Source organism: Citrobacter sp. ANG330 (assembly GCF_047467925.1).
Lineage (GTDB): Bacteria > Pseudomonadota > Gammaproteobacteria > Enterobacterales > Enterobacteriaceae > Citrobacter_A > Citrobacter_A amalonaticus_G.
Genome location: NZ_JASJUI010000013.1, coordinates 61,793 through 81,849, shown reverse-complemented (window position 1 = coordinate 81,849; position 20,057 = coordinate 61,793). Strand labels below are relative to the sequence as shown.

Genomic DNA, 20,057 nt, shown 5'->3' with positions numbered 1-20,057 from the left:
TTGCGCGTTATCACCAATGTTAAAATTATCAGGGTTAATAATCCCTATCACCTTAACAGACTGGGGGGCTCCTTAACACCCTCAGGAGCCCAAACGCTTGCCGGGCGCTTAAATTGCAGCTTCTTGTCGGTGAAATCCTCGCCACCAGACCAGCAGGTTCAGTACGGCAACGGTCGTCCCTGCCAGGCAAACGCCCAGCCATCCGGCATGCTGCCAGGCCGAGGCGGAGATCAATGACCCTGCTGCGCCGCCGATAAAGTAACTGGTCATATACCCGGCGGTCAGACGGTTTCGGGCCTCCGGATAAAGACGGTAAATCACCGTCTGATTAGTGATGTGAACCCCCTGTACGGTGAGATCCAGAACCAGGATCCCCACAATCAGCGCCAGTACTGAGGCGTGTCCCAGCCAGATAGCGAGCCAGGAAAGCAACAATAACAGCAGGCCATAGGTGGTAGTGAGGTGAGAATGTCCTTTATCCGCAAAACCGCCAGCCGGACGTGCGCCGAGCGCGCCAGCGGCACCCGCCAGCCCAAACAGGCCAATCATCCCTTCAGAATAGTTAAACGGTGGGGCGGCCAGTAAAAAGGCCATTGAGGTCCAGAGAATGCTGAAATTAGCAAAGGTCAGGCAGCCCAGTAGCGCACGCGTGCGCAGCAGTTTATCGCGGGCAAACAAACTGAATACCGAACCCAGCAACTGCGGGTAGTTCAGATGGGTTTCTGACTTCACCTTTGGCAAGCCGCGCCACAGCGCGATAGCCATCAGCGCCATCAATACGGAGGCGACCCAGAAGACGGTGCGCCAACCTCCGAGATTCGCCAGCAGTCCCGCCACGGTTCGCGCCAGCAAAATGCCCAGCAGCAGACCGCTCATGATGGTCCCGACCACTTTGCCGCGTTTATCCGGCGTGGCAAGCGTCGCCGCCAGCGGTACCAGAATCTGTGCGACCACGGAAAAGAGCCCGGTCAGCGCCGTGCCGAGGATCATCATCGCCAGCGACTGACTGCTGGCGGTAATGAGCATCCCGCCCGCCGCCAACAGCGTCATAGAGACGATCAGCGTCCGGCGTTCAAACATATCGCCAAGCGGAACCAGAAACAGCAAACCGGCGGCGTAGCCTAACTGTGCTGCGGTAACAATAAAACCGGCTGAGCTTGCGGAAAGCGAAAAGTTGCGTGCGATGGTTTCGAGCAGTGGCTGTGCATAATAGTTGCTGGCGACGGCCAGACCGGTTGCCACTGACATGAGAACGATCAGTGCCGGGTTCAGCCCGTGAGATGTTTTGGTCATTATGTTCGCAATCGTGAGTCAGGTGATGATTTCTTTGGGAATCAATCATAGCGGACATTTATGAATGCGGGGAATTTGTTGCGTGCCGGATTGTGCGGTCAGGGGAGAAGAATGAAGGGAACAGGCCGGGAACCGCGTTTCCGGCCATCCCTGGCCGGATAAGCGCATCGCGCGCCATCCGGCATTCAGGAGGCTATTACTTCTGCGCTGCCAGCGCGTCGTTCACCCAGCCGTCGAACTGCTGCTGGTGGGCTTTGATCCAGCCGTCAACATGGCCCTGAACGTCAGCTTCCGACGCTTTGCCTTCATGCATCATCGCGTTCTGCGCGTTAATGTCCGCCAGCGGCAGTTTCATGATGGCAAACAGTTTCGCCGCCGCCGGGTTTTTCTCTGCCCAGGCCTTGTTGGCAACGATGTGCATGGTGTTTACCGGGAAGCCATAGTTCGCGCCATTCGGCAGTTTAGTATCGATATCTTTCTGTTCGCCCGGCAGTGAGGAGAACGGCACCTGTAACCAGACCACATCTTTACCTGGCTTCATTACGTCACTCACCCAGTAAGGCGTCCAGGTGTAATAGAGAATCGGTTTACCTTCTTTAAAGCGGGTGATGGTATCGGCCATCATCGCCGCGTAGTTACCGTGGCTGACGTCGACGGTTTTTTCCAGATCAAACGCTTTGTTCTGGTGGTTAATCACGGCTTCACAGCCCCAGCCTGGCGAGCAGCCCATCATGTCCGCTTTGCCGTCGCCGTTGGTGTCAAAAATCTTCGCAATTTTGGGGTCTTTCAACTGGGCGATATTGGTGATGTTGTACTGCTCAGCGGTTTTCTTATCGATCAGGTAACCCTGCGCGGCGCCGGTGACGAACGTGCCTTCGCGCCAGAACTTCTTATTCCCGCCAGCCGCAGAGTACATATCGTCGTGCAGTGGCTGCCAGTTGACGGCGGTAAAGGTGGCGTCGCCAGAGGCAATAGAGGTGTAGCCCACGTTATAGTCGACTTCGCTCGGTTTGTTTACGGTATAACCGAGTTTCTCCAGCGCACGGCTCACCAGCAGCGTCTGGAAGGTTTCTTCGGTGATGGTGCTCTGTACCGGTTGGACGGTAATGCCTTTGCCTGGCAGGTCGGCAGCGAAAGCGCTGGTAGAGACAAGGGTGGCAAACGCTGTGGCAATCATGATTTTCTGTCGCATCGTTGTTCCTTAATTATTGGAGGGACGTGTAGGCCCGGTAAGCGCAGCGCCACCGGGCAACAGGTGAATTACTTAATGAAAGGGCGCGTGATGAGCCCGACGGGACCGGTGGTGTACCAGCGACGGTTGCCGCGGCTGCGTGAGTCACGACCCACGGCCTGGGTCAGACGGTCCAGAATGATGGCGAGGATCACAATGCCGACCCCGCCGACGGTAGCCAGCCCCATATCGAGACGACCGATACCGCGCAGTACCATCTGGCCCAGACCACCGACGGCAATCATAGAGGCGATCACGACCATCGAGAGCGCAAGCATGAGCGTCTGGTTAACCCCCGCCATAATGGTGGGCATCGCCAGCGGTAACTGAACTTTGAACAGCATCTGACGCGGACTGGCTCCGAACGAGCGTGACGCTTCGATCAAATCAGCCGGAACCTGGTTAATCCCGAGGATCGTCAGGCGCACAATCGGCGGCAACGCAAAGATGATCGTCACGACTACCCCCGGCACGTTCCCGATACCGAACAGCATCACAATCGGCACCAGATAGACAAACGCCGGCGTTGTCTGCATGGCGTCGAGCAACGGACGGACAATCTTCGCCGCCCGTGGGCTGCGCGCCAGCCAAATCCCCATCGGCAGGCCGATCACCACGCAAAAGAGCAGGGCGGTTAGCACCAGCGCCAGGGTAATCATCGCCTGCGACCAGGCGCCGATAGCGCCAATGGCAATCAGGGAAACAAGCGTTGCAACCCCCATCCCCACCCCGGAAATCTGCCAGGCGATCAGGGCGAAAACGATAATCGCCACCGGAGACGGCATTCCCAGCAGCAGTTGCTGGAAACCGTTAAGAATGTAATCCACCGGAACGCGAATGCCCTGGAAGACAGGACGAAAATGAGTGACTACCCAGTCGATCCCATCGGTGACCCAACTGTCGAGCGGGATCAGCGTTTTATGGAAGGGATCCATAATGTTGAAATGTTCCGGTGCTGGCGCAGGTGCGCTGGTCAGCCAGTCTGCGCTGCCGCTATCGGCAGGCGTCCCGGACGGCGTGCCCCATGCGTCAGCGGATTGTGCGGCGCTATCGGCCGCCGGTGCGGTATCCCACGGATTAGATTGATCAGCCATTGTTTGTCCCCTCGCGATCTAAAGCCTGCAGCAGCATGCGTTTTGAAATAATGCCGACATACTGTTGTTCCTCATCGACAACCGGCACCGCGCACGGCGCTTGTCCGACATGAGAGAGCAATTCGCTAAGCGGGGTTTGCGCATCGACGGCCAGTGGCTCGTCGATCAACGCCCCTTCAATGCCCTGGGCCTGACTTAATGCCGCTTTTAATGAGTCGATAGAGACCACGCCAACGAACTTATTACCGCGTTCGATGACGTAACCATATTCCCGGTCTTCATCCTGCAATAATTTCAGCGCAGAACGCGGGCCAAAGCCCGGCGTTTTACGGATCAATCCGACCGGGCTACGGCGGGCAATATCTTTCGCGCTAAAGACCTGGCTAATATCAACGCCACGGAAGAACGTGCGAACATAATCATTCGCCGGATTATTCAGAATTTCATCCGGTGTACCGACCTGAACCACTTCGCCATTTTGCATAATGGCAATTCGGTCGCCAATACGCATTGCTTCGTCGAGATCGTGGGAAATAAAGACCACGGTGCGCTGATGTTTCGCCTGCAGTTTCACCAGTTCATCCTGCATCTCGGTACGAATTAAGGGATCGAGCGCGGAGAAGGCTTCATCCATTAATAAGATGTCAGGGTTAATGGCTAATGCGCGGGCGAGACCAACACGTTGACGCATCCCGCCGGAAAGTTCATCCGGATAGCCGTGGGCGTAATTCTCAAGTCCCACCTGGCGCAGGGCATCCAGCGCTTTTTCGCGACGTTCCTCAGCACTTACTCCGGCTAATTCCATGCCGAATGCAGTATTGTCGAGAACGGTCATATGCGGCATCAGCGCAAATGACTGGAAGACCATCGCAATCTTTTTTCTGCGCACCTCGCGGAGTTCGGCATCCGATATTTTGGCGATATCGACGCCGTCGATCAGTACCTGTCCGCGGGTGGGTTCAATCAGGCGATTGAGAAGGCGTACCATTGTGGATTTACCCGAACCGGATAATCCCATGATGACAAATATCTCGCCTTCTTCAATGGCCAGACTGGCGTTTTTAACGCCAAGCGATAGCCCTGTTTTTTCCAGAATTTGTTCTTTCGAAAGTCCTTTTTCAATATATTTGAAGGCGCGCTGTGGATGCTCTCCAAATACTTTATATAGATTTTTCACTTCTAATTTAATTGCCATGCAATAGAAAGATTCCTGTTATTTATTTATGTCGATATGATACCTGATAGAAATAGTCACCTTTTTCTACCCTAACATACTGAGAATCTGAGACAACCCTGAATGTGACATGAGGGGAAATAGAAGAGAAGGCAAATTGCCGGGACTTCCCATGATATAAGGGCTGAGAGCAAGCCACCGCCGATCAATATTTTTTGTCAAGACCACTAAAAATGCGCCTGAATTTCAGCAATTCAGGCGAATATGACAGCAACTATTGAGTGTAGATCACCCTGAAATAGTTGGGTGATAAAAACGTGATCCGCTTAAAATATTAACGTAAATATTGTAATGATATTCCCCGTATTAATTTTCGTTAAAAATTCCAGTCTTCGTCTTCCGTTTCGACGGCTTTTCCCATCACATAAGACGATCCCGAGCCGGAAAAAAAGTCGTGGTTTTCGTCGGCGTTGGGTGACAATGCGGCAAGGATCGCTGGATTCACCTCCGCCATTTCCGCCGGGAACAACGCCTCATAGCCCAGATTCATTAACGCTTTGTTGGCGTTATAGCAAAGGAACGCGTTAACCTCTTCAGCCCAGTCGGTGTCGGCATACAGTTGTTCGGTATAACGGACTTCGTTATCGTACAGTTCCATCAGCAGCTCGAGGGCGAAATTCTTCAGCTCATCACGTCTGGATTGAGGCAGTTTTTCCAGCCCTTTCTGGTACTTATACCCAATGTAATAGCCATGAACCGCTTCATCACGAATGATCAGACGGATAAGATCGGCGGTATTGGTGAGCTTACCGCGGCTGGAGAAATACATTGGTAGCCAGAAGCCGGAATAGAACAGAAACGATTCCAGAAATACGCTGGCAATCTTTTTCTTTAAGGGGTCGTCGCTGGCGTAATGCGCGAGGATAATTTGCGCCTTCTGCTGTAACGGCGCATTTTCTTCACTCCAGGCGTAAGCGGCGTCGACATCTTTAGTCTGGCACAGTGTAGAGAAGATGGAGCTGTAGGAGCGGGCATGCACCGCTTCCATAAAACTGATATTCGACAGCACTGCCTCCTCGTGCGGCGTCAGGGAATCTGCCATCAGCGATGGCGCACCCGCGATATTCTGGATGGTGTCGAGCAATGTCAACCCGGTGAAAACGCGGATGGTGAGCTGCTGCTCAGCGGCTCTCAGGGTTTGCCATGCCGGAATGTCGTTAGACAATGGCACCTTTTCCGGCAGCCAAAAATTACTCGTCAGGCGGTTCCAGACTTCCAGATCCTTGTCGTCCTGAATCTTATTCCAGTTGATGGCGCTCACGCGTGATAATGTCATACCGCTCTCCTTACAGTGCGCACGAGACGCAGCCTTCTATTTCAGTACCTTCCAGCGCCAGCTGTCGCAAGCGAATGTAATATAACGACTTAATGCCTTTTCGCCAGGCGTAAATCTGCGCTTTGTTGATATCGCGAGTGGTGGCGGTATCGGGGAAAAACAGCGTAAGCGACAGGCCCTGATCGACGTGTTTAGTGGCTTCGGCGTAGGTATCAATGATTTTCTGTGCGCCGATTTCCCAGGCGTCCTGATACATATCCAGATTCTCATTGGTCATGAACGGGGCCGGATAGTAGACGCGCCCGGTTTTGCCCTCTTTGCGGATCTCTATTTTCGAAACAATCGGGTGAATGCTCGACGTCGCATGATTGATGTAGGAGATCGAACCGGTCGGCGGCACCGCCTGTAAATTCTGGTTGTAGATGCCATAGCGCATCACTTCGTCGCGCAATTGCAGCCACATTTCACGCGTCGGCAGCGTGATGCCGCTACGGGCAAACAGCGCACGGACTTTTTCGGTTTTCGGCGTCCAGTTCTGCTCCAGATACTGCGTGAAGAACTCGCCGCTGGCGTAGCGCGACTGCGCGAATCCGGCAAATGTCTGTCCACGCTCGCGCGCCAGCATCATCGATGTATGCAGGGCATGCCAGGTGATGGTGTAAAAGTAAAAATTGGTGAAATCGAGTCCTTCTGGCGAACCATAAGCAATACCTTCACGCGCCAGATAGCCGTGCAGATTCATCTGTCCCAGTCCGATGGCGTGGGAGGCGGCATTACCGGCGGCAATCGACGGGACGCTGCGAATATGGCTCATATCTGACACCGCCGTCAGCCCGCGAATCGCCGTCTCAACCGTCCGGCCAAAGTCCGGAGAATCCATGGTGTGGGCAATATTCAGCGAGCCGAGGTTGCAAGAGATGTCATGCCCGATTTGGGCGTAGTCAAGATTCTCCTCCCAGGTAGAGGCGCTGTTGACCTGCAAAATTTCCGAACACAGATTGCTCATATTAATGCGGCCTGCAATCGGGTTGGCGCGATTCACCGTATCCTCATACATAATGTAGGGATAGCCGGATTCAAACTGAATTTCTGCCAGTGTCTGGAAAAAGTCGCGGGCATTAATGTATTTCTTGCGCACGCGTTCGTCGGCAACCAGCTTGTCATACTGTTCGCTTATCGCGATATCGCCGAAGGGTTTACCGTAAAGACGCTCGACGTCATACGGCGAAAACAGCGCCATTTGCGCATTCTCTTTCGCCAGACGGAACGTCACGTCCGGAATAACCACGCCAAGCGAGAGCGTTTTAATGCGGATCTTTTCGTCGGCGTTTTCGCGTTTGGTATCGAGGAAACGCAGAATATCCGGGTGATGAGCATGTAAATAGACTGCGCCCGCCCCCTGACGCGCGCCGAGCTGGTTGGCATAGGAAAAGGCGTCTTCCAGCATCTTCATCACCGGGATCACCCCGGAAGACTGGTTTTCGATGCGCTTGATGGGCGCGCCGGCTTCGCGCAGATTTGAGAGTAAAAACGCCACGCCGCCGCCGCGTTTGGAGAGCTGAAGCGCGGAGTTCACCGCCCGGCCAATCGACTCCATGTTATCTTCAATCCGCAGCAGGAAGCAGGAGACCAGTTCACCGCGCTGCTGTTTACCGCAGTTTAAGAAGGTGGGCGTGGCGGGCTGGAAACGCCCCGAGAGCATCTCATCGGTGAGTTGTGACGCCAGCGCTTCATCACCCTGCGCGAGCGTCAACGCGACCATCACCACCCGGTCTTCAAAATCTTCCAGGTAGCGTTTGCCATCAAAGGTTTTCAGCGTGTAGCTGGTGTAAAACTTCCAGGCGCCAAGGAAGGTCTGGAAACGAAAACCGCTGGCGTGGGCGCGGGCAAACAGCGATACCACGAAAGCGCGATCGTAGCGTGCCAGAACGCTTTCGTCGTAATACCCTTCGCGCACCAGCGTTTGCAGACGTTCCTCCTGACTGCTAAACGTGACAGAGTGGGGGACAACATGGGCGGCAAAAAAGGCGTCTACCGCCTGCCGGTCCTTATCGAACTGAATACGGCCTGCTTTATCGTACAGATTCAGCATGGCGTTCAGCGCATGGTAATCCAGCGATTCCTGCGTTACGCGTTCTGCGGTTGTCGTTGCCAAAATTCGCTTACTCCTTTTCGAACGTTGTCGATGTCGGCGGGGGTTCCCATCAGTTCAAAACGATAGAGCCAGGGCACGGCACATTTTTGGGCGATCACTTCCCCTGCGCGACCATACGCCTCGCCGAAGTTACGATTGCCAGAGGCAATGACGCCGCGAATTAACGCCCGGTTGTGAGCATCATTTAAAAAGCGGATCACCTGTCGCGGCACTGCGCCAGCCGTGCCGCCGCCACCGTAGGAAGGCACCACCAGAATGTAGGGATCGTCTACCCGGATCCGTTCGCGTTCATTCAGCGGAATGCGAATAGCGGGCAGCCCCAGACGCTGCATAAAGCGGTGCGTATTTTCGGAGCTGCTGGAAAAGTAGACGAGCGGGTTCATGCGCTGGCTACCCGAGGCTCCGGATGCAGACGGTTGATCATATCCGGACGAAATCCTGACCAACGGGTTTCGCCGGCAATGACAACCGGCAACTGACGAAAACCTTGCGCGCGCAGGGTATCGGCCGCGTCGGGCACCAGATCGACGTTTACCATCTCAAATTCAAATCCACGGCTTTCCAACGCCCGTTTAGTGGCGTGGCACTGAACACAATCATTTCGAGTGTAAATAGTAATGCGCATGATTCGTATTTCCATCTAAAATGAGAAAACGGCGCGATGAGTCGCGTCGGATTGGGTGTGTACTGATAGAGAGAATACTAGATGTAGTTGAAATAAGTTTCAACCATACAAGATATGGGAATTATCGATTGATTTCTCCCCACCGATGAGCCCGGCGGGGAGCGGGAGTTTATGCTGAAAAATCGCCGGATTACATCCGCATGCTTACGGCCAGGCGGTTAAAACAGTTCATAAGGCCGATCGCAAAAGTCAGGTCGCTGATTTCGCGGGCGCTGAAATGCGTGAGCAGCGGCAGATAAACGTCATCTTCGGCATGAGTTCTGGCGATGTCGGTGACTGATTCGGCCCACGCCAGCGCCGCTTGCTCCTGCGCGCTGAAATGATGGCTGACTCGCCAACCGGCCAGCGCGTCCAGTTTGCTTTGCGCGACGCCCGCTTTACGCAGCGCTTTGCTGTGCATCTCCAGACAAAACGCGCAGCCATTAATTTGCGAAATCCGCAGGTATATTAATTCCATCAGCGTGGTATCCAGCGCGCTGTTTTCCAGTGCCGTTTTCGCCTGTACCAGTGCGTTATAAACTTCAGGGCTGAGTTCGTAGTAGGGTTGGCGTAACGTCGTCATTGTGCATCTCCTCATGTTGATGGCCGGCAATGTAGCACTATAATGGCCTGCATCAGAGAGCCATATTTTTATAGAAAAAGCAGACCATATGCCGCGCTACCAGGACATTGCTCGTCAGTTAAAAACCGCCATTGCGCGCGGGGAACTCAAGCCCGGCGCCAGATTGCCATCCAGCCGTACCTGGTCACAGGAACTGGGAATTTCACGTTCAACGGTGGAAAGCGCCTATGCGGAGCTGGTGGCGCAGGGCTGGCTTGAACGGCGCGGGCAGGCCGGAACGTTTGTCAGCGCCCAATTGCAGCCGGAACAGGCGATCAGTGAACCGTTGGTCTTTGCCGGGGAAAGTACAATCCCTCAGCCTTTTCAGATGGGGCTTCCCGCACTGGATCTCTTTCCGCGGGATATCTGGGCGCGGGTGATGGGGCGACGATTACGCACGCAGACACGTTTTGATCTGGCTCTCGGCGACGTGTGCGGTGAAGCCGTATTGCGCCAGGCGATCGTGGATTATCTGCGCGTGTCGCGCAGTATTGAATGTTTGCCCGGGCAGATTTTTATCACTTCTGGCTATGCGGCTTCGATGACCCTCATCCTGCGTGCGCTGGCAACGCCAGGCGATGGCATGTGGATTGAAGATCCCGGCTTTCCGTTGATCCGCCCGGTGATTGAACAGGAAAATGTCAAGCTGCTGCCGGTTCCGGTGGATGACGACGGGCTGAATGTGGCGGTCGGGATCCGCGACTATCCAAATGCGCGTTTTGCGTTGCTTACTCCGGCACATCAAAGTCCGCTTGGCGTCGCGCTGTCATTATCACGGCGTCATCAACTCCTGGAGTGGGCATCCCATACCCAGGCGTGGATTGTTGAGGATGATTATGACAGTGAATTTCGCTATCACGGTAAACCGCTGCCGCCGTTAAAAAGTCTTGATGCGCCACAGCGGGTGATTTACGCGGGTACGTTCAGCAAATCGTTGTTCCCCGCCTTACGCTGTGCGTGGCTAGTGGTGCCAGTAAACCAGGTTGAACGATTTCGTCAGCAGGCAGTACGAATGGCCTGTAGCGTACCGCTGCTCTGGCAGCAAACACTGGCGGATTTCATCCACGATGGCCATTTCTGGCGACACCTGAAAAAAATGCGTCAGCACTATGTACAGCGAAGAGAATGGACTGAAAAGGCGCTGGGCGAACAAGGTTTTCAGGTCGTGCCCCAACAGGGTGGGATACAACTGGTAATTGCGGTTGATGGTGATGATGTCGCGCGGGTACGTAAAGCCAATGAGGCAAATCTGGCTGTTCAGGCGCTTAGCCGCTGGCGGGTCAAATCAGCCGGACAGGGGGGAATGCTGCTTTCATTTACGAATATCACGTCTCCAGAGATGGCGAGTCAGGTGGCAAAACGGCTGCGACAGGCGATTGCGTAAACGAAGCGTATCCGGTAAGCAAGAGTCGTTGCAGGCCGGATACGCCTGAGAGCGTTAGCGACGAAGGCTCAACAGCGCGCCGACAAAGATCCCTACCGCGGCGGCAGTCCCGACGCTACACCAGGGCTTCTCACGGACAAACGTATCGGCGCAGCCTACGGCATCCCGGGCAGCCTGTTGTACGCGGGTCCGGCCATGCATTCTGGCGCGGGTTTCCTTCAGTAGCGCTTGTGCTTTATGTCGCGCAGCCTCTGCTTCATCCTTCGCATCGCTGCCCCAGGATTTCAAAACGGCTTCCAGACTATCGGCCAGTTGATTGACGTCGTTTTGAATATCCTGCACGCCATCATCAACGTCGTTTCGGTTAGGTCGGTTAAACATATGATCCTCCTGTGATTTCGATGTGACTTTTAGTTTAGTCGATATTTTTAACTTATGAGGCCGTTCACGCCGTTATTACGCGTTTATGGACTTTTCTGAAAGCGTTGCTAATGCTGAATCAGGTAAGGTAAGCCCGCAGTAAAAGATAACGAGGAAAACATATGTATTTACGACCTGACGAGGTGGCGCGCGTACTTGAAAAAGTGGGGTTTACCGTTGATGTGGTGACACAGAAAACGTACGGTTATCGACGTGGCGAGAATTATGTCTATGTTAATCGCGAAGCGCGTATGGGACGCACAGCGCTGGTTATCCATCCGACATTAAAAGAGCGGAGTTCTTCTCTGGCTGAACCAGCATCGGATATTAAAACCTGCGATCATTATCAGCATTTTCCGCTTTATTTAGCCGGGGACACACACGAACACTACGGTATTCCCCACGGCTTTAGTTCGCGTATTGCGCTTGAGCGTTATTTGAATGGTTTGTTTGGCGAGGCGAATTAATTTAGCGACTGGCGATGCCAGTCGCTAAGTGGCTTCAGGCTTTAACCTGCTGGTAGCGACTCACTTTAAACAGGCGGCGGCAATAATCCAGGAAATAGCCATATACCGCCCCCATCAACATCGATATGACGATATTAGAACTGACTGCGGCGGTAATTTGATGCCAGTCAGCGCCCACCGTCAGCAGAATAGCGACATAAACCGGGGACTGGAAGGTGACATAAGCCAGCACGTCCGCCAGGTTTTTCAGCCACCCGGCAGAACCCATTTTACGTGACGCTTTCATAAAGAGATCGCGATACATTCCGTAAGGCCAGGCGATCAGTATGTTGACCGGAATGGCGACCAGTCTGGAAGAAAGTGATTGCTCAAAGGTCATTCCGGAGAGGAATATCTCGATCAGCATGTTCACAACAGAACAATAAACAACCATCGCGAACGTGTCTGCTACCGCATGACGCAAGCGTGACTGTGGTGAGAACATGCTAATGCTCCTTGTAAAAAAGGGGAAAATCGTCGTTAAATGAGCCTGGCTTAGTGTTTTAGCGTAGTATTTTCGCTTGATGATAGAGTATATTGCTGGGTTGTAACTATCAACTAGCGTAATGTTTTTATTTTTACGCTTTTTGTCGATAAAATACTCTGTAATCGACTGATTTTTGTTCTACATAGAGTTTTTGTTGTTGTTGTCTTTTAAATCATTAAAAATCAAGTGGTTATGTTAATGCGCTGGTTGCGGTCCTCCCACATCAGCTAAAAAACGCCTCTCAGGCGTGGGGACCTGACATGAAGATTATTTGCCAGGGGATGAAAATATAAGTCTGGATATTATTCAGGATGACGTAATCCTATTATTACGACAGGCTGTAGGTATTCTCTTTGTTATATGACAGGGTCTGGAAAAGTATCTAATAATATAATACAATTGCCCATGTAATACTTTTTTAGCGTTAAAAGGTTTTAATTATTATGAATTTGATGTTACAGAACTTAAATAATATTCGTAAATTACGCGCCATGGCTCGCGAATTCTCCATTGACGTTCTTGAAGAAATGCTGGAAAAATTCAGGGTCGTCACTAAAGAAAGACGTGACGAAGAAGAACAGTTACAGCGTCAGCGCGCTGAACAGCAGCAGAAAATTAATACCTTGCTGGAACTGATGAAGGCCGACGGAATTAGCCCGGAAGAGTTATTGGGTGGTGACGTGGCGAGCGCACGAGTGGGTAAAAAACGCCAGCCGCGTCCGGCGAAATATCGCTATACCGATCTGAATGGAGAAAGTAAAACCTGGACTGGTCAGGGACGTACGCCAAAACCCATTGCCCAGGCACTGGCGGCAGGTCAATCTCTGGACGATTTTCTGATCTAATTCTGTAAGCGGTGAGGTGTTCCTCACCGCTTATTTCCCGTCATTATTGAGGACGACGATTCCACGGCATTTTGTCGAGCAGTCGCGCCATGCCACAAAAGCCTGTCAGCCCGGCAAGCAATAATCCCGCGCCTACGAACCCGCTAAGCAGGAAAAAGCCACTGCTGACACTGTACCCCAGCACAACGCCCAGTAACGCCAATCCACCTGCTGCAATTTGTACCTGGCGCATCAGTGGAAGCGGTTGCGATTTATCCTCTGCTGTGGGGAAACCTGCCGCTTTCCAGCCTTCAATGCCGCCTTCCAGTAACAAGGCTTCTGCCGGTGCGGCAAGAGCCTGCAATGTTGCTGCATTGTTTTGTGTCCGTTTCCCGGACTGACAATGGAAGATGACTTGCTCACCCCGCAATCTGGCAGGAAAGCCGCTCTGTTCAAGTGCCGCCAGCGGTGCGAGATGGGCCTGCGGAATATGCTCACGCCGGTATTCGTCGGCATCGCGAATATCAATCAGTCTGGCGCCTTGCTCGATACGGGCCTTTGCGTCGCGCGGGGAAATCGTCCCGATGGTCATGTTCACTCCTTATGGACAATAGACGTTTTTCAATGTGGCAATGAGTGAGTTCACCGCTGCATTTTTAATGAAATAGAGGATGCGCTGAGCATCGCGCTGGCTGCTAATCAGCCCTTCTTCGCGCATTTTTGCCAGATGCTGTGAGGTGGCCGACGGGCTTAGCCCGGTAGCACGTGCCAGATCGCCCGCGCTGGTTCCCGGCGAACCGCAAAGCATACACAGGATCAGCAGCCGCTTAGGGTTGCTCATTGCTTTCAGCAGGGCCGCGGCCTGTTCCGCGCTGGCCTGGAGTTGTTCGAGTTCGCTCATATTTACTTTAGCTTTTTCTAAATTAAGTAAAGTCTAAAATAAAAATGAAACGACTGCCAGCGTAAAAATCGTAAAAGAGGGTAAAAGCAGGAGTGATAACTGGCGAACTTCGCTAAGCTCGCTACGCTTAGGAATAAACCCCTTTTTAAACAATGAGTAATTTTATTTTTGGAGTGTGTATGGGTTTCTGGAGAATTGTATTTACGATCATTCTGCCGCCGCTGGGTGTCCTGTTGGGTAAAGGATTCGGCTGGGCGTTCATTCTTAATATCGTTCTGACGTTACTGGGCTATATTCCTGGTCTGATTCACGCGTTCTGGGTGCAAACCCGTTCTTCGTCTCTTTCTTAACCGTCATGATACCGCCCGATAGCGTGACGTTATCGGGCCACGCCAGTCGCCGCCCCGTCAGAATTTTAAGTGAAACTTTCTGCTACACTTCCTGAGTGTTTATTGTCAATGATCGAGGTGGATATGGGACTTTTCAACTTTGTAAAAGATGCCGGGGAAAAACTGTGGGATGCAGTAACCGGTAATCACGATAAAGACGATTTAGCAAAAAAGGTGCAGGACCACCTGAATAAAACCGGTATTCCGGATGCCGACAAGGTGAATGTACAAATTGCTGATGGTAAGGCGACGGTGACGGGCGACGGATTAAGCCAGGAAGCGAAAGAAAAAATCCTGATTGCGGTCGGGAATATTTCCGGGATTGCCAGCGTGGAGGATCAGGTTAAAACCGACGCGCCTGCCGCCGAGAGTCAGTTCTACACGGTGAAATCCGGCGATACCCTGAGCGCTATTTCGAAACAGGTTTACGGCAATGCCAACCTGTATAACAAAATATTCGAGGCGAATAAGCCGATGCTTAAAAGCCCGGATAAAATATATCCCGGCCAGGTGCTGCGTATTCCGGAAGAATAAGTGCCGTCAGGATTTTTGTGCCAGCAGTTTACCGGCCATGGCCTGCTGGATAACAGGAATTGGCGTCAGTAAATGTTGACGCATCAGTTCACTGGCGCGCGTCGCATCGCGCGCCAGAATTGCCTCGGTTAGCGCCTGATGCTGAACGTGTTTATCCTCCAGCATTTCAACCGACAAGACCGTTTTTCGCAGCCAGATAAATCGATAGCGCGCCGCGAGATCAAACAGCCGTTCGCGCATTTGCAGCAGATACTGCGAACCGCATCCGGCAACGATGGCGGTGTGGTATGCCTGATGGCGCAAATCCCACTCATCCAGCAGGTGTTCGCTGGCGTCGCAGGCCTCAAGTTTGCTGAGCATGTGGGCGCGGGCGAGGATCTCGGCTTCCCATTCGTCACCGCCGCGTTCAATCGCCAGCCTTACCAGCATGGCCTCCATATTGGCGCGGGCGTCGAAAATATCGAGCAACTCCTGCTCTGACATAGACGCCACCCGATACCCTTTCTGATTCACCACCGTGACCAGCCGTTCCGCCACCAGATGAGAAAGCGCCTCCCGGAGCGGTCCAACGCCAAGTGAATAACGTGAAGTTAATAAACTCATGCGCAGTTTTTCATCAGGCTGATAAATACCGCGGATAATATCGTTCTTAAGCCAGCGGTATCCATCTATGGCCGTCGGATGGGAAATGGCGGTCATGGTCTTACTCCTGAATCGTGTTCCCGGCCTGCGCCGGGAAATCATTTAACGGGTATTTTGTAGCGGTGTCTTTTGCCACAATACCAGTTTTTTCCAGCGCGACATAATCGGCACGGTGCAAATAATCCCCAGCCCCAGTAACCCTGTGGAAATTACTTCCAGCTGTTGTGCCGGGCGGAAGAGCATCACAACCAGCACAAAGATGATAAAGCCAATCACAAGCCAGGTCAGCCACGGATAGAGCCACATTTTCAGTTTGATCTCACCGCCTTCCGCCAGCAGGATTTTGCGCATCCGTAACTGGGAAACGGCGATAACCAGGTACACCAGCAGGGCGATCGCGCCGGAACTGTCGATCAGGAACTTAAACACTTTCGCCGGGGCGTAATAATTCACCACCACGGTTAAAAATGCGGCGCCGGTTGAGAGCAGTACCGCCACCCAGGGAGTTTTGCTGCGATTGATTTTGCCCATCATGGCCGGCGCGTCGCCACGGCGGCTCAGGGAATAAAGCATGCGGGAGGCGGTGTACAGCGCAGAGTTCAGGCAACTGGTCACCGACAGCAGGATCACACAATCCATGATCAGTTTGGCATGCGGAATATGCAGTAGTTCCAGCACCGACTGATAGGAACCTACCTCTTTCAGACCCGGCATGTTCCACGGGATCAGGGCGACGACGACAAAGATCGAGCACAAATAGAAGATAGAAATACGCCAGATAACCGAGTTAGTGGCGCGAACGATGTGCTTATCCGGCGTGTCGGATTCGGCAGCGGCGATGGTGACAATTTCCGCGCCCATAAATGAGAACATGGTGATCAGCATGGCGCTCAGTACGGCACCAAAGCCGTTCGGCATAAAGCCGCCGTGATCCCACAGACGTGAAATCCCGCTGACTTCAGCGTAAGGATAAAAGCCGCTGATTGCCGCGGCGCCCAGCGCAATAAAGGCAAGAATGGCAATCACTTTGCACAGCGCCAGCCAGAACTCAAACTCACCGTAGTTTTTGACGCTCAGCAAATTACTGCCGGTTAACGCCAGCGTGATGACCAGCGAGAACAGCCAGATCGGAACGCCAGGAACCCAGGAATTGAGGATAATCGCCGCGATATTCGCTTCAAGCGGGATCACCAGCACCCAGAACCACCAGTACAACCAGCCGATGGTATAGCCGGCCCAGCGTCCGATGGCTTTATCGGCGTACGTAGAAAAGGAACCGGTGTCCGGCGTGGCGACGGCCATTTCGGCCAGCATGCGCATAATCATCACCACCAGTAACCCGGCAAACAGATAGGCCAGCAGGACTGCGGGCCCGGCCTGGGCTATCGCCACGCTGGAACCCACAAACAGACTTGCGCCGATAACCCCGGCAATAGACAGCATGGTGACGTGGCGTGATTTCAGCCCGCCCCCTAAATCATGTGATTGTGACACTTGCCCCATCTTATGACCTCGTTATTGTTATTGAGTCGTTTGCCGGATGGCGGCTCCGCCTTATCCGGCCTACAAACCATGCCGACTCTGTAGGCCGGATAAGCGAAGCGCCATCCGGCAATTGGCTGTAAGGGTTAACTCTGCTTCGCCTCATCAAAACACTCGGCAATAATGTCCAGACCCTGGCGGATCTGCGCGTCTTCAATGGTGAGCGGAACGAGGACGCGCAGCACGTTGTAGTACGGCCCGCAGGAGAGCAGGATCAGCCCTTTGTCGCGGGCGCGCGCGACGATCTCCGCCGTCAGTTTTGCATCAGGCTTGTTGTGGTCGCCGTCTTCGAACAGTTCGATGGCGATCATCGCTCCCAGCCCGCGAACATCGCCGATTTCACGATGCGTTTCGGCAATCGCCAGCAGACCGTTGCGCAGGGTTTCTCCGAGTTCGCTGGCTTTTTGCAGCAGATTTTCCTGCTCGAAAATGTTCAGTACCGCTAATGCGGCGGCGCAGGCAATCGGGTTACCGGCATAGGTACCGCCCAGTCCACCCGGCGGGATGGCGTCCATCACCTCGGCGCGTCCGGTGACGCCCGCCAGCGGGAAGCCCCCGGCGATGGATTTGGCGAAGGTGGTGATGTCCGGCGCCACGCCCATCTGCTCCATCGCAAACAGCGTACCGGTACGACCCGCACCGCTCTGTACTTCATCGGCAATCAGCATGATCCCGTGTTCGTCACAAATCGCGCGCAGGCGCTGCATAAAAGCCGGAGAGGCGGCGTAAAAACCGCCTTCGCCCTGTACCGGTTCAATCACAATGGCGGCGATATCTTCCGGCGCGGCATCGTTTTTAAAGATGCGGTGAATGCTGGCGATGGCGTCATCTTCGCTAATGCCGTGCAGGGCACACGGATAGAGCGCACGATAGACGTGACCCGGCATCAGCCCCATTCCGGCGGAGTACGGATTCACTTTTCCGGTCAGCGACAGGGTGTAATGGGTGCGGCCGTGATATGCACCGCTGAAGGCGATGGTCCCCGTTCGTTTCGTTGCCGCGCGGGCGATCTTCACCGCGTTTTCCACCGCTTCGGAACCGGTGGTGACCAGCAGGGTTTTCTTGGCGAAGTCGCCCGGCACTTTCTGGTTCATGATTTCGCACAGTTGCAGGTACGGCTCATAGGCCAGCACCTGGAAGCAGGTATGGGACAGTTTTTTCAACTGCGCTTCGACTGCCGAGACAATTTGCGGGTGCAGGTGTCCGGTGTTCAGCACCGCGATGCCGCCAGCAAAATCCAGAAACTCGCGGCCTTCCACGTCCCAGACCCGACAGTTTTCCGCACGCTCGGCAAAAATAGGATGGATCTGTCCTACGCCACGCGGAACGGCGTTACTGCGGCGCTGCATTAATTCATTATTGGTGCTCATCAGGTGTTCTCCAGTCGATTTATTATTAAAGGCCAATGCACAGGTATTTGATTTCTAAATAATCTTCGATGCCGTATTTGGAGCCTTCACGGCCAAGACCGGAGGCTTTGATTCCGCCAAAGGGCGCGACTTCGTTCGAGATAATGCCGGTGTTAATGCCGACGATGCCGTACTCCAGCGCCTCGCCAACGCGAAAGACGCGGCTTAAATCACGAGCGTAGAAATAGGCCGCCAGACCAAACTCGGTGTCATTGGCCTGTCTGATCACGTCGGCTTCATCCCTAAAGCGGAACAGTGGAGCCAGCGGGCCGAAGGTCTCTTCTTTGGCGACTTTCGCGTTGTCTGGCACGTCCACCAGAATGGTGGGCTGGAAGAAATTGCCGCCCAGCGCATGCGGTTTTCCGCCGGTAATGATGCGCGCCCCTTTTTCCAGCGCATCGGCAATGTGCTCCTGCACTTTGGCGACGGCTTTCTCATCAATCAGTGGGCCGGTAGTGACCTCGGGTGCCAGACCGTCGCCGAGTTGCAGTTTTTCCACCGCCTGCTGCAGTTTCTCCGCAAAGCGCTCATAAACGCCCTCCTGGACATACAAACGGTTGGCGCAGACGCAGGTCTGCCCGGCGTTGCGGAACTTAGAAGCCAGCGCGCCTTCTACTGCTTTATCGAGGCACGCATCGTCAAAGACGATAAACGGCGCGTTACCGCCCAACTCCAGGGAGACTTTTTTGATGTCTTTGGCACACTGTTCCATCAACTGGCGACCAATCTCCGTCGAGCCGGTGAACGACAGTTTGCGCACCAGCGGATTTTGGGTCAGTTCGTTACCGACGGCGCCCGCCGAACCGGTGACAACGCTGAATACGCCCGGCGGGATCCCGGCGCGGTTTGCCAGTTCCGCCAGCGCCAGCGCGGAGAACGGCGTCTGGCTGGCGGGTTTAAGCACCATCGTGCAGCCAGCCGCCAGTGCCGGACCGGCTTTGCGGGTGATCATCGCTGACGGGAAGTTCCACGGCGTAATGGCGGCAGTAACGCCAATCGGCTGCTTAATGACGATCAGGCGTTTGTCGGCCTGGTGTCCGGGAATAGTGTCGCCATAAATACGTTTGCCCTCTTCGGCAAACCACTCAATAAAGGAGGCGGCATAGCTGATTTCCCCTTTGGCCTCTGCCAGCGGCTTGCCCTGTTCCAGGGTCATCAGGCGGGCGAGATCGTCCTGATGCTCCAGCATCAGATTGAACCAGCGACGCAGAATATTCGCCCGCTCTTTGGCGGTGAGGTCGCGCCAGGCAGGCAGTGCGCGGTTTGCGGCCTCAATGGCGTCGCGGGTTTCCGCACTGCCCATTTTCGGCACGCTGCCCAGCGTCTGACCGTTGGCCGGGTTAGTCACCGCAATGACTTCGCCGCTATCGGCATCGCGCCACTGGCCGTCGATCAAGGCCTGCTGGCGGAACAACGTCGGATCGTTTAGTTGCATGATGGCTTCCTGTCT

The 20,057-nt window shown here is 54.0% G+C and carries 22 protein-coding genes; 5 read left to right on the top strand and 17 right to left on the bottom strand.

Features of this window, described 5'->3' with window-relative positions; genetic code table 11:
* Window positions 1-108: 108 nt before the first annotated feature.
* The 9 genes from QNN88_RS21035 to QNN88_RS20995 all read right to left on the bottom strand — a co-directional run bounded on the left by QNN88_RS21035 (window position 109) and on the right by QNN88_RS20995 (window position 9,530).
* Window positions 109-1,293 (bottom strand): MFS transporter, encoded by a 1,185-nt coding sequence (locus QNN88_RS21035; protein WP_414241907.1) that lies wholly within the window; start codon window positions 1,291-1,293, stop codon window positions 109-111.
* Window positions 1,294-1,489: 196 nt separating this feature from the next.
* Entirely contained in the window at window positions 1,490-2,485 is a 996-nt protein-coding gene (gene proX, locus QNN88_RS21030; protein ID WP_414241906.1) for a glycine betaine/L-proline ABC transporter substrate-binding protein ProX, read from the bottom strand.
* Window positions 2,486-2,553: 68 nt separating this feature from the next.
* Window positions 2,554-3,618, bottom strand: a complete 1,065-nt coding sequence (gene proW, locus QNN88_RS21025; protein WP_414241905.1) for a glycine betaine/L-proline ABC transporter permease ProW — start codon at window positions 3,616-3,618, stop codon at window positions 2,554-2,556.
* Window positions 3,611-4,813, bottom strand: a complete 1,203-nt coding sequence (proV, locus tag QNN88_RS21020) for a glycine betaine/L-proline ABC transporter ATP-binding protein ProV (RefSeq protein WP_414241904.1) — start codon at window positions 4,811-4,813, stop codon at window positions 3,611-3,613. Before proV ends, proW begins: the two co-directional genes overlap by 8 nt.
* 355 nt (window positions 4,814-5,168) lie before the next feature.
* On the bottom strand, window positions 5,169-6,128 hold the full coding sequence (gene nrdF, locus QNN88_RS21015) for a class 1b ribonucleoside-diphosphate reductase subunit beta (protein ID WP_414241903.1): 960 nt from the start codon (window positions 6,126-6,128) through the stop codon (window positions 5,169-5,171).
* A gap of 10 nt (window positions 6,129-6,138) precedes the next feature.
* A complete protein-coding gene (gene nrdE, locus QNN88_RS21010) occupies window positions 6,139-8,283 on the bottom strand; it encodes a class 1b ribonucleoside-diphosphate reductase subunit alpha (protein WP_414241902.1) in 2,145 nt (714 codons plus the stop codon).
* Window positions 8,256-8,666, bottom strand: coding sequence for a class Ib ribonucleoside-diphosphate reductase assembly flavoprotein NrdI (nrdI, locus tag QNN88_RS21005; protein WP_042999632.1), 411 nt, complete (start codon window positions 8,664-8,666; stop codon window positions 8,256-8,258). Before nrdI ends, nrdE begins: the two co-directional genes overlap by 28 nt.
* Window positions 8,663-8,908: a glutaredoxin-like protein NrdH gene (nrdH, locus tag QNN88_RS21000; RefSeq protein WP_414241901.1), complete on the bottom strand. Its 246-nt coding sequence runs from the start codon at window positions 8,906-8,908 to the stop codon at window positions 8,663-8,665. Before nrdH ends, nrdI begins: the two co-directional genes overlap by 4 nt.
* A gap of 190 nt (window positions 8,909-9,098) precedes the next feature.
* Window positions 9,099-9,530, bottom strand: a complete 432-nt coding sequence (locus QNN88_RS20995; RefSeq protein ID WP_414241900.1) for a carboxymuconolactone decarboxylase family protein — start codon at window positions 9,528-9,530, stop codon at window positions 9,099-9,101.
* 88 nt (window positions 9,531-9,618) lie between these two features.
* On the opposite strand from QNN88_RS20995, the gene QNN88_RS20990 reads away from it, so the two are divergent.
* Complete coding sequence (locus QNN88_RS20990; protein WP_414241899.1) at window positions 9,619-10,953, top strand: PLP-dependent aminotransferase family protein; 1,335 nt, start codon at window positions 9,619-9,621, stop codon at window positions 10,951-10,953.
* A 54-nt stretch (window positions 10,954-11,007) separates the two neighbouring features.
* Here QNN88_RS20990 and QNN88_RS20985 read toward each other — a convergent pair whose 3' ends face one another.
* The gene (locus QNN88_RS20985; RefSeq protein ID WP_414241898.1) at window positions 11,008-11,334 is read right to left on the bottom strand and encodes a DUF883 domain-containing protein; all 327 of its coding nucleotides are present in this window, start codon (window positions 11,332-11,334) and stop codon (window positions 11,008-11,010) included.
* Window positions 11,335-11,495: 161 nt separating this feature from the next.
* Between QNN88_RS20985 and QNN88_RS20980 the strand changes: the two genes are divergently transcribed.
* Entirely contained in the window at window positions 11,496-11,840 is a 345-nt protein-coding gene (locus QNN88_RS20980) for a DUF2002 family protein (protein ID WP_042326015.1), read from the top strand.
* Window positions 11,841-11,874: 34 nt separating this feature from the next.
* Here the strand turns inward: QNN88_RS20980 and alaE are convergent, their stop codons facing one another.
* On the bottom strand, window positions 11,875-12,324 hold the full coding sequence (alaE, locus tag QNN88_RS20975; protein ID WP_414241897.1) for an L-alanine exporter AlaE: 450 nt from the start codon (window positions 12,322-12,324) through the stop codon (window positions 11,875-11,877).
* Window positions 12,325-12,809: 485 nt separating this feature from the next.
* Here alaE and stpA point away from each other — a divergent pair, with 485 nt between their 5' ends.
* A complete protein-coding gene (gene stpA / locus QNN88_RS20970; RefSeq protein ID WP_414241896.1) occupies window positions 12,810-13,211 on the top strand; it encodes a DNA-binding protein StpA in 402 nt (133 codons plus the stop codon).
* 43 nt (window positions 13,212-13,254) lie between these two features.
* Here stpA and QNN88_RS20965 read toward each other — a convergent pair whose 3' ends face one another.
* Window positions 13,255-13,782, bottom strand: coding sequence for a rhodanese family protein (locus QNN88_RS20965; RefSeq protein WP_414241895.1), 528 nt, complete (start codon window positions 13,780-13,782; stop codon window positions 13,255-13,257).
* Between the two features lie 9 nt (window positions 13,783-13,791).
* Entirely contained in the window at window positions 13,792-14,091 is a 300-nt protein-coding gene (locus QNN88_RS20960) for an ArsR/SmtB family transcription factor (protein WP_414241894.1), read from the bottom strand.
* A gap of 179 nt (window positions 14,092-14,270) precedes the next feature.
* Between QNN88_RS20960 and QNN88_RS20955 the strand changes: the two genes are divergently transcribed.
* A complete protein-coding gene (locus tag QNN88_RS20955) occupies window positions 14,271-14,441 on the top strand; it encodes a YqaE/Pmp3 family membrane protein (RefSeq protein WP_414241893.1) in 171 nt (56 codons plus the stop codon).
* A 123-nt stretch (window positions 14,442-14,564) separates the two neighbouring features.
* The gene (lysM, locus tag QNN88_RS20950; protein WP_061077921.1) at window positions 14,565-15,014 is read left to right on the top strand and encodes a peptidoglycan-binding protein LysM; all 450 of its coding nucleotides are present in this window, start codon (window positions 14,565-14,567) and stop codon (window positions 15,012-15,014) included.
* Window positions 15,015-15,020: 6 nt separating this feature from the next.
* Here the strand turns inward: lysM and csiR are convergent, their stop codons facing one another.
* The 4 genes from csiR to gabD all read right to left on the bottom strand — a co-directional run bounded on the left by csiR (window position 15,021) and on the right by gabD (window position 20,042).
* Window positions 15,021-15,713 (bottom strand): DNA-binding transcriptional regulator CsiR, encoded by a 693-nt coding sequence (gene csiR / locus QNN88_RS20945; RefSeq protein WP_414241892.1) that lies wholly within the window; start codon window positions 15,711-15,713, stop codon window positions 15,021-15,023.
* Window positions 15,714-15,758: 45 nt separating this feature from the next.
* Entirely contained in the window at window positions 15,759-17,159 is a 1,401-nt protein-coding gene (gene gabP, locus QNN88_RS20940; protein WP_414241891.1) for a GABA permease, read from the bottom strand.
* Window positions 17,160-17,284: 125 nt separating this feature from the next.
* Entirely contained in the window at window positions 17,285-18,568 is a 1,284-nt protein-coding gene (gene gabT / locus QNN88_RS20935; protein ID WP_414241890.1) for a 4-aminobutyrate--2-oxoglutarate transaminase, read from the bottom strand.
* A gap of 25 nt (window positions 18,569-18,593) precedes the next feature.
* The gene (gene gabD, locus QNN88_RS20930) at window positions 18,594-20,042 is read right to left on the bottom strand and encodes an NADP-dependent succinate-semialdehyde dehydrogenase (protein WP_414241889.1); all 1,449 of its coding nucleotides are present in this window, start codon (window positions 20,040-20,042) and stop codon (window positions 18,594-18,596) included.
* Between the last annotated feature and the right edge of the window lie 15 nt (window positions 20,043-20,057).

Excerpts from the sequence above, each read along its gene's own strand:
- proW (WP_414241905.1), bottom strand. The coding sequence starts at position 3,618 with ATGGCTGATCAATCTAATCCGTGGGATACCGCACCGGCGGCCGATAGC.
- QNN88_RS20965 (WP_414241895.1), bottom strand. The coding sequence starts at position 13,782 with ATGACCATCGGGACGATTTCCCCGCGCGACGCAAAGGCCCGTATCGAG.
- stpA (WP_414241896.1), top strand. The coding sequence starts at position 12,810 with ATGAATTTGATGTTACAGAACTTAAATAATATTCGTAAATTACGCGCC.
- proV (WP_414241904.1), bottom strand. The coding sequence starts at position 4,813 with ATGGCAATTAAATTAGAAGTGAAAAATCTATATAAAGTATTTGGAGAG.
- QNN88_RS20990 (WP_414241899.1), top strand. The coding sequence starts at position 9,619 with ATGCCGCGCTACCAGGACATTGCTCGTCAGTTAAAAACCGCCATTGCG.
- lysM (WP_061077921.1), top strand. The coding sequence starts at position 14,565 with ATGGGACTTTTCAACTTTGTAAAAGATGCCGGGGAAAAACTGTGGGAT.
- gabT (WP_414241890.1), bottom strand. The coding sequence starts at position 18,568 with ATGAGCACCAATAATGAATTAATGCAGCGCCGCAGTAACGCCGTTCCG.
- gabP (WP_414241891.1), bottom strand. The coding sequence starts at position 17,159 with ATGGGGCAAGTGTCACAATCACATGATTTAGGGGGCGGGCTGAAATCA.
- csiR (WP_414241892.1), bottom strand. The coding sequence starts at position 15,713 with ATGACCGCCATTTCCCATCCGACGGCCATAGATGGATACCGCTGGCTT.
- nrdH (WP_414241901.1), bottom strand. The coding sequence starts at position 8,908 with ATGCGCATTACTATTTACACTCGAAATGATTGTGTTCAGTGCCACGCC.
- QNN88_RS20960 (WP_414241894.1), bottom strand. The coding sequence starts at position 14,091 with ATGAGCGAACTCGAACAACTCCAGGCCAGCGCGGAACAGGCCGCGGCC.
- proX (WP_414241906.1), bottom strand. The coding sequence starts at position 2,485 with ATGCGACAGAAAATCATGATTGCCACAGCGTTTGCCACCCTTGTCTCT.
- QNN88_RS21035 (WP_414241907.1), bottom strand. The coding sequence starts at position 1,293 with ATGACCAAAACATCTCACGGGCTGAACCCGGCACTGATCGTTCTCATG.
- alaE (WP_414241897.1), bottom strand. The coding sequence starts at position 12,324 with ATGTTCTCACCACAGTCACGCTTGCGTCATGCGGTAGCAGACACGTTC.
- QNN88_RS20955 (WP_414241893.1), top strand. The coding sequence starts at position 14,271 with ATGGGTTTCTGGAGAATTGTATTTACGATCATTCTGCCGCCGCTGGGT.
- QNN88_RS20985 (WP_414241898.1), bottom strand. The coding sequence starts at position 11,334 with ATGTTTAACCGACCTAACCGAAACGACGTTGATGATGGCGTGCAGGAT.
- QNN88_RS20980 (WP_042326015.1), top strand. The coding sequence starts at position 11,496 with ATGTATTTACGACCTGACGAGGTGGCGCGCGTACTTGAAAAAGTGGGG.
- nrdF (WP_414241903.1), bottom strand. The coding sequence starts at position 6,128 with ATGACATTATCACGCGTGAGCGCCATCAACTGGAATAAGATTCAGGAC.
- gabD (WP_414241889.1), bottom strand. The coding sequence starts at position 20,042 with ATGCAACTAAACGATCCGACGTTGTTCCGCCAGCAGGCCTTGATCGAC.
- QNN88_RS20995 (WP_414241900.1), bottom strand. The coding sequence starts at position 9,530 with ATGACGACGTTACGCCAACCCTACTACGAACTCAGCCCTGAAGTTTAT.
- nrdI (WP_042999632.1), bottom strand. The coding sequence starts at position 8,666 with ATGAACCCGCTCGTCTACTTTTCCAGCAGCTCCGAAAATACGCACCGC.